This window comes from Longimicrobium sp. (assembly GCF_036280135.1).
In the GTDB taxonomy this organism is placed as follows: domain Bacteria; phylum Gemmatimonadota; class Gemmatimonadetes; order Longimicrobiales; family Longimicrobiaceae; genus Longimicrobium.
On the sequence record NZ_DASURI010000429.1, the window covers coordinates 1 to 7,649 of the forward strand.

Sequence of the window (7,649 nt, forward strand, 5' to 3'; positions counted from 1 at the left end):
CTGGTGGGCGCGCCGTTGAGCGCGCAGACGACGACCCCGCCGCCCGCCCGGCCCTCGGACGTGCGGTCGCCCCAGGCCATCGTCGAGGCGCTGTACGACGTGATCTCCGGCCCCGCCGCGCGGCCGCGCGACTGGGACCGCTTTCGCTCGCTGTTCCTGGGCGGCGCGCAGCTCGCCTTTCTCCAGACGGACCCGTCCACGGGGCAGCCCCGGCTCTTCAACCTCTCGGTGGAGACGTTCATCCGGGCGGCGGGTCCGGGCTACCAGACGGGGGACGGGTTTTGGGAGCGGGAGATCGGGTTCCACCTGGACCGCTTCGGCTCGATCGCGCAGGTGTTCAGCACGTACGAGACGCGCCTGACGGGTCCCAAGGGGGACATCGTGGAGCGGGGGATCAACGGCGTGCAGCTGATCTATCACCAGGACCGCTGGTGGATCACCAACATGGTGTTCGACGTGGAGAGCGACGCCAATCCCATCCCCGCGCGGTTCCTGGGCACCACGGGCGGATGATGCGCCAGACACGCATCCTGAACGAGATTCGGGCTGACCCGGCGCGACAGGCCTTCGTGAACGCCCCCTCCGGCTCGCGGAGCCCGCCCACCTCTCTCAACGCTGCTGGAGGAGGTGGGAAGCGCTGGATCTCTGCCACGCAACGGCCGGTCGCGGACCGGAGGAACCAGCAGGATGACGGCGTCCCTTGGTAGAGGGGCTGCTTTCGGCGAGGGGACGGCATCCGCGTTTTTTCGAAGAGGCATAGTGTCGGCGGCGGAGCGCGGAATCCGCCGATGCGCATCATCCACCTGATCGCGATCGGGAAAACGATGCCGGGGCTGGATGGCGAGCCGCCAGGCAGGGACCGTCCGTTGCCGCGATGGATGTCGACAACTAAGATCATGCTCTCTCACCGGATGTTTCCGCCGATCCCGCCGATCCCTGTTTCCATCTCGATCCAATGATGCGCTCCATCACACGTATTCGCTCGTCCATCCTGGTGGCCGGGCTGCTGGCGCTCGCCGCCTGCGCCGACCGCAACCCCGCGGCGGCGCCGGACGGACCCGCGCCGCTTCCGCCGTCGGCGCTGGCGGCCGTGACGTGCACGGCGTCCGTCGCGGACGGAACCGTAGCGTGCGGCGGCGCGGGCGGGGTATCCGTGCCAGGCGTGAACGCGGCCGTCATCGGCGGGCAGGGCGTGTACGTGCGGCTGGCGTCGTCGGGCGCAAGCTACGACGGCGCGGACACGTTCCGCGTGAACGTGACGGTGGAGAACCTCACGCCGCAGGCGCTGGGAACGACGGACGGGCAGACGCCTTCGCCCAGCGGCGTGCGCATCTTCTTCGCGTCCGGGCCCACGGCGACGGGCGGCAGCGGGCCCGTGGCGGTGGCGAACGAGGACGGCGCGGCGTTCTTCAGCGCGGCGGGGCAGCCGTACTTCCAGTACGACGGAATCCTGGCCCCGGGCGACACGAGCGCCGCGAAGGAGTGGCGGTTTACCATGCCGAGCACGGTGACGCGCTTTGCGTTCACCGTGTACGTGGCCGCGCCCGTGCGCGCGGAGGCCGGCTGGGTGGGCGTGCTGCCCATTGGCCCGTCGGTGGTGGTGGGCGACACGACGCCGCTGGCCGCCACGGTGCGCAACCTGGCCGGCGGCGTGGTGGCCGGCGCGCCCGTGACGTGGACGTCGTCGGACACGAGCATCGCGCGGGTGGACGCGGAAGGCGTGGTGACGGGCGTGCGGCCGGGCGGGGCGACGGTGACGGCCAGCAGCGGCGGGCGCACGGGCAGCGTGCGGGTGATCGTGGACGACGGCGCGTTTCCCCTGGCCACGGTGGACCGCTTCGAGATCCTGACCCCGTCCGTGCGGGCGAACGGGCTGGACTCGCTGCGGTTTCGCGCGGCGTACAGCGGCCCGCCGGGGCTGCCCCTGTACATGGAGGTGGTGATCCGCCACCCGGACGGCGGGTCCGGCGTGTGCGCCATCAACAATCCCAGCCCCGTGCCGGGCGGCCCCATGGAGTGGCGCTGCGGGCTGGTGCCGCGGACGGGCGTGCGCGGCGGCGCGTGGCGGGTGGAGAGCGTGACGATGGGCACCCGCCGCGTGACCCACGCGCAGCTGCTGGCGGCCGGCGCGCCGGCGCACGTGCACATCCAGAGCGCCGTGGTGGACGTAAAGGCGCCCACGCTGGACTCGCTGCGCATCGTGCAGGACACGGTGACGGCGGACGCGCGCATGCTGCAGCTGGTGGTGGTGGCCACGGACGACCTGCTGGGCCCCGCCGGCCCCGTGGTGTGGGTGAGCGGCGGCGGCAACCCGCCCATGCGGTGGGCGGGCAGCATGGTGCCCGCCCAGCGCGGGCTCACGGTGCCGTTCACCTTTCAGAACATGATCCCCTCGTTCTTTCACGGGGGAACGTTCACGGTGGATTCCGTGACGCTGCGGGACGGCAACGAGAACCGGCGGACGTACACGCGCGCCGCGCTGGATTCGGCGGGGTTCCGGACGACGTTCCAGGTAGTGAGCCCCCTGGCGGACACGGTGGCGCCGCGGTTCACGCACTTCAGCTTCGCGCCGGACACGGTGCGGGCCGGGGTGGATACGCTCCAGGTGCGGCTGTACGCGTTCGAGTCGGTGGACGAGGCGGGCGTGCGCGAGGTGCAGGTGGTCTTCCAGAGGGGGGACGATGCCACGCGCACGCTGGCATGCGCGCAGGGCTCCAGCGAGCGGGTGACGGACCTGGGCGTGGAGTGCGGGCTGCAGTTTACCGCGGCGGACGCGGGAACGTGGCGGGTGCAGAGCATCAGCGCGGTGGACCACCTGCTGCAGCGCGTCGTCTACGGCCCCGGGGACGTGGCCGCCGCGGGCCTGCCGACGGAGTTCGTCGTCGTCGCGCCGTAGGCGGGGCGCCTTGTCCCTCTGTCCCGTGCTGTCATTCTGAGCGAGGCCGGCGCCGGCGCGATCCATCCCGTGCGTGATGCGTCAGGCGCCGGGCGACCGAAGAATCTGGTTGCGGGCGTGCGTGATCCCGCCCGCGCGCTGAGTTCCCCGGCGAGGGGCCCGTGCACGGGCGAGTGCCGTGCTCGGCGCGACCCGATTCTTCGCTCCGCGCCCTCCTGCACGGGACGGATCGCGACGGCGCTCCGCTCAGAATGACACGCGGGAGGGTCCCCGTTGTCGCGATAGAATCGTAACGAAAGAACGCCCCCGCGGGCCGCGCCTTGAGCGCAACCCACGGGGGCGGTTACATTTGCGGCTCGAACGCCTTACAATTCCGTCTCGGCCACGCCGCCGCTGCCCGCGCCCTTGGCGCGAAGCTTGGCCTCGGCGACGATCTCGCCCAGGCGCTCCAGCGTGGTCCACCGGGCCGGGTTCACCCGCACCACGGCGGCCGAAAGCCGCGTGAGCGGGAACTCGCGCTCCACGCCCGCGCGGTCCGCGGCGCGGTACACGCCCTCGCGTACGGCGTCGTCGGGAAGGTGGCGGGGCAGGGCCTGGCTGAAGCGCGCCCGGGCAATGCGGGCCAGCTCGCGCGCCTCGCCGGCGGGGCACACGAGGACGAAGTCGTCGCCGCCCACGTGGCCCACGAACGCGTCGCCGCGCCCCTCGGCCGTGGCGCTGATGGCGCGGCCGGCCTCGCGGATGGCCTCGTCGGCCACGGCAAAGCCGAAGCGGTCGGCGAACGGCTTGAAGTCGTCGAGGTCGAAGTAGACCACGGCAAAGGGCGCCTCGCTCTCGCGGCGCCGGTCGATCTCGCGCTGGATGGCCTCGCCGCCGGGCAGCCCCGTGGTGGGATTGCGGTCCAGCGCGCGGCGGGACTGGCGCAGCAGGGCCGTGACGCGGGCCAGCAGCTCGCGCGCGTCGAACGGCTTGGCCAGGTAGTCGTCGGCGCCCGCCTCGAAGCCGCCCAGGCGGTCCTCGATGGTGCTTTGCCCCGTGAGGATGAGCACGGGCAGGTGGCCCGTGCGCGGGTCGTCCTTGATCTGCCGGCACACCGTGAACCCGTCGGGCCGGCCCATGCGGTAGTCCAGGATCACCAGCTCCGGCGGCTGGCGGCGCACCTCGGCCAGGGCCAGGGTCCCGTTTTCGGCCACCCGGACCGTGTGTCCGGCGTGCCGAAGCAGGTCGCCCACCATGCGGCGCAGTGCCTCGTCGTCGTCCGCGAACAGGATTTCGCTCATCCCCCCGTCACCCGGGCCATACGCCTCGTGTCGTCCATCCGGTCCCTTGCCCCACGCCGCCTCGTTGCGGCCCTGCTGCCGGCCCTCGCGGCCCCCGTGCTGCTCGCCGCGCAGGCATCGACCGCGGGGAATGTAGCAGATTCACCCGCATACGCCACTTCCGCGCCCGCGCGCGACGCACTGGCCCGGCGCATCGACGCCGTGCTGTCCCGTCCGTCCATCTCCCGGGTCACGTGGGGGATCGAGGTGCGCGACGCGGCCACGGGCACGGTGGTCTACGCCCGCAACGCCGCGCGGCCCATGGTGCCGGCCAGCAACCTCAAGCTCGTCGTTACGGCGACGGCCGCGCACCACCTGGACCCGGACTACCGCTTCCGCACGAGCGTGTACGCCACGGGCCCCGTGGTGGACGGCGTGCTGCAGGGGGACCTGGTGCTGTACGGGCGCGGCGATCCCATGATCAGCGGGCGGTACTTCGGCGACCGCACGGCCGTGCTGGACAGCATGGCCGATTCGCTGGCGGCGCGCGGCATCCGTCGCGTCACGGGCGGCGTCATCGCCGACGAGAGCTGGTGGGACCGCGAGTACGTGCGCCCGGACTGGGACCCCGCGGACCGGCTGTGGTGGTACGCGGCGCCCGTGAGCGCCCTGCTGTTCAACGACAACTCCATCGACGTCACCCTGCGCCCCGGCGCCTCCGCGGGCACCCCCGCGCGGGTCACGGCCGAGCCGTCCAGCGGCGCGTACCGCCTGCGCAACGAGGCGCGCACGGTGGCGTCCGGCGGTTCGCGCACCATCGACCTCCAGCGCGGCACGGCGCCGGGCGAGGTCCGCGCCGTGGGGCAGGTGCCCGTGGACGCGGGCGCGGACGAGGAGCACTTTGCCGTGGACGACGCGGCGCGCTGGACGGGCACCGTATTCCGCGAGACGCTGGAGCGCCGGGGCATCGACGTGGCCCGCGACGAAATCCGCATCGTCTCCGACCCGTCCGCGTCCGTCTCGGGCGGATCGGCGGCGGTCTTCGACTGGCGTTCGCCGCCCCTGCCGCAGGCCATTGGCCCCGTGCTGCTCAACAGCCAGAACCTCTTTGCCGAGGTGCTCGTAAAGACGCTGGGCCGCGAGGTGCGGGGGCAGGGCAGCTGGGACGCGGGGCTGGCCCTGGAGCGCGCCTTTCTCACGGGCGTCGTGGGCGTGGACAGCGCCGACTTCGTCCTGCGCGACGGCTCGGGGCTCTCCGACGGCAATCGCGTGACGCCCCGGGCCCTGGCCCGGCTGCTGGACTACGTCCGCCGGACGCCGCGGCTGGCCGTCGTCCGGCAAAAGCTCCCCGTCTCGGCGGCGCGCGAGGGGTCGCTGCGCAGCCGGTTCCAGGACCTGCCGGGGCGCGTGGCGGCCAAGACGGGCTACATCGGCGGCGTGAACTCTCTCAGCGGGTACCTGACGATGCGTGACGGGCGGGAGCTGATCTTCGTGATCATCGGGAACGGCGAGGCGGCGCAGGCGGACCGCATTCGCGCCATCGACGACGTGGTGCGGGCCATCGCGGCGGAGGACGGACGATGAAGCGCACCCTGCTGACGGCGGCGGCGCTCGCCCTGGCCGGCTGCGCGTTCGCCCCGGCGGCGCGCGCGCAGGCAAAAGGGCTGGACCCGGCCCTGGCGGAGGCCACGTTCGACTCCGCGTGGTCCATCATCCACCGCACCTACTGGGACAGCACCTTCAACGGGGTCAACTGGCGGGCCACGCGCGACGAGCTGCTGCCCCGCGCCCGCGCCGCCCGCGACGACGCGGAGCTGCGCACGGTCATCCAGGGAATGCTGGACCGGCTGGGCGCGTCGCACCTGGTGGTGATCCCCGGCGACGCGGCCGAGGCGCTGGCGGCGTCGCAGTCCGAGCGCACGGGCCCCCCGGGCGACGCGGGGCTGGAGCTGCGCTGGGTGGACGACGCCCTGCTGGTGACGCGCGTGCTTCCCGGCGGCGCGGCCGAGGCGGCGGGTGTTCACCCCGGCTGGATCGTGGAGCAGGCGGGGGCCATGACGGAGCAGCGCATCCGCGACGCGCTGGCCCGGCTGCCCGGCACGGCGGACCCGCGGCGTTTTGCCTACCACGCCTCCGCCGCCATGGAGTCGGGGTTCGAGGGCACGGCGGGCGACACCGTGCGGGCCCGTTTTCGCGACGGCTCGGACCGGCGGATGGAGGTGGCGCTCGTCCTTCGTCCCCTGCAGGGGCGGATGAGCACGCTGGGCAACCTGCCGCCCATCCTGGCCCGGGTTGAGACGGAGCAGGTGGAGGCGGGCGGCAGGCGCATCGGCGTCATCCGCTTTCCCATCTGGCTCCCCGCCATTGCCCAGGACCTGGACCGCGCCGTGGACGCCCTGCGGGGCATGGACGGCATCGTCGTGGACCTGCGGGGCAACCCGGGCGGGCTGGGCGCCATGGCGCCGGGCTTCGCGGGGCACTTCGTGGACCGGCGCGACACGCTGGGCACCATGCTCACCCGGCGCGACGTGGCGCACCTGGTCATCAACCCCCGCCGCGTGTCGCCGGACGCGCGGCCCGTGACGCCGTTCGCGGGGCCCGTCGCCGTGCTGGTGGACGAGCGGACGGCCAGCACGTCGGAGTTCTTCGCGGGCGGGATGAAGGCGCTGGGCCGGGCGCGCGTGTTCGGCGTGCCCAGCAGCGGGCAGGCGCTCCCCGCGCTCATGCCGCGGCTGCCCAACGGCGACGTGCTGCTGCACGCCATCGCCGACTTCGTGGGGCCCGACGGCGTGCGCTGGGAGGGCGACGGCGTGATCCCCGACACCCCCGCGCCGCCCACGCGCGCGGCGCTGCTGGCCGGGCACGACCCCGCGCTGGACGCCGCCGTGGCGTGGATCGCCGCCCAGGCGAATCCGGCGGGGCGCTGACCCCGTACAAGGGGCACCGGCGACGATGATCGGCTGACGACGGATGGGATTCGACCGAGGACGAGGGTGGGCCGACGAGGACGGATCGGCGACCGGCTCGGGTCGGATCCGCCGATGACGACGGATCGGCGCGACTGGGGTCGGGGCCGATGACGATGGACGGACCGGGCGGGGAAGGCCTCCGCCCGGCGGGGAAGGAACCCTCGCGGCCGGGGGATGCGGCCGCTGCACTCTCTTTTTCTGAGGACGTGACATGATCTGCAAGACCAACCTCATCCGCACCCTGGTGCTCGCCGGCGTGGCGGCTTCGCTGGCCCCCGCGCCCAGGGCCCACGCGCAGGACCTGCCCGCGGCGCGGCAGATCGTGGACGCGTACATGCAGGCCATCGGCGGCGCGGACGCCATTGCCAGCGCCACGCACCGCCACATGCGGGGCGAGATGTCCATGCCCGCCGCCGGCATGACCATGACCATGGAGATGTGGCAGTCGCGCCCCAACAAGATGCTGATGGTGATGAGCATCCCCGGGATGGGCGAGATGCGCCAAGGCTACGACGGCACCACGGC

At 73.2% G+C, this 7,649-nt stretch carries 7 protein-coding genes; 6 read left to right on the forward strand and 1 reads right to left on the reverse strand.

The window, feature by feature from the left end:
• The 3 genes from VFZ20_RS13770 to VFZ20_RS13780 all read left to right on the forward strand — a co-directional run.
• On the forward strand, window positions 1–513 hold a 513-nt coding region (locus tag VFZ20_RS13770; RefSeq protein ID WP_329684471.1), incomplete at its 5' end, for a hypothetical protein.
• Between the two features lie 275 nt (window positions 514–788).
• Window positions 789–959, forward strand: a complete 171-nt coding sequence (locus VFZ20_RS13775; protein ID WP_329684472.1) for a hypothetical protein — start codon at window positions 789–791, stop codon at window positions 957–959.
• Window positions 956–2,896, forward strand: coding sequence for an Ig-like domain-containing protein (locus VFZ20_RS13780; protein WP_329684473.1), 1,941 nt, complete (start codon window positions 956–958; stop codon window positions 2,894–2,896). The genes VFZ20_RS13775 and VFZ20_RS13780 overlap by 4 nt, the downstream gene beginning before the upstream one ends.
• Window positions 2,897–3,261: 365 nt before the next feature.
• On the opposite strand, the gene VFZ20_RS13785 is transcribed toward VFZ20_RS13780, so the two are convergent.
• Window positions 3,262–4,176, reverse strand: coding sequence for a GGDEF domain-containing response regulator (locus tag VFZ20_RS13785; protein ID WP_329684474.1), 915 nt, complete (start codon window positions 4,174–4,176; stop codon window positions 3,262–3,264).
• Window positions 4,177–4,203: 27 nt separating this feature from the next.
• Between VFZ20_RS13785 and dacB the strand changes: the two genes are divergently transcribed.
• The 3 genes from dacB to VFZ20_RS13800 all read left to right on the forward strand — a co-directional run.
• Window positions 4,204–5,739: a D-alanyl-D-alanine carboxypeptidase/D-alanyl-D-alanine endopeptidase gene (gene dacB, locus VFZ20_RS13790; protein WP_329684475.1), complete on the forward strand. Its 1,536-nt coding sequence runs from the start codon at window positions 4,204–4,206 to the stop codon at window positions 5,737–5,739.
• Entirely contained in the window at window positions 5,736–7,082 is a 1,347-nt protein-coding gene (locus VFZ20_RS13795) for a S41 family peptidase (protein ID WP_329684476.1), read from the forward strand. The genes dacB and VFZ20_RS13795 overlap by 4 nt, the downstream gene beginning before the upstream one ends.
• 253 nt (window positions 7,083–7,335) lie before the next feature.
• Window positions 7,336–7,649: hypothetical protein (locus VFZ20_RS13800; protein WP_329684477.1), on the forward strand; the 314-nt coding region annotated here is incomplete at its 3' end.

What these genes read in the sequence shown, in the direction of transcription:
- VFZ20_RS13785 (WP_329684474.1), bottom strand. Translation starts at nt 4,176, where the DNA reads ATGAGCGAAATCCTGTTCGCGGACGACGACGAGGCACTGCGCCGCATG.
- VFZ20_RS13775 (WP_329684472.1), top strand. Translation starts at nt 789, where the DNA reads ATGCGCATCATCCACCTGATCGCGATCGGGAAAACGATGCCGGGGCTG.
- VFZ20_RS13780 (WP_329684473.1), top strand. Translation starts at nt 956, where the DNA reads ATGATGCGCTCCATCACACGTATTCGCTCGTCCATCCTGGTGGCCGGG.
- VFZ20_RS13795 (WP_329684476.1), top strand. Translation starts at nt 5,736, where the DNA reads ATGAAGCGCACCCTGCTGACGGCGGCGGCGCTCGCCCTGGCCGGCTGC.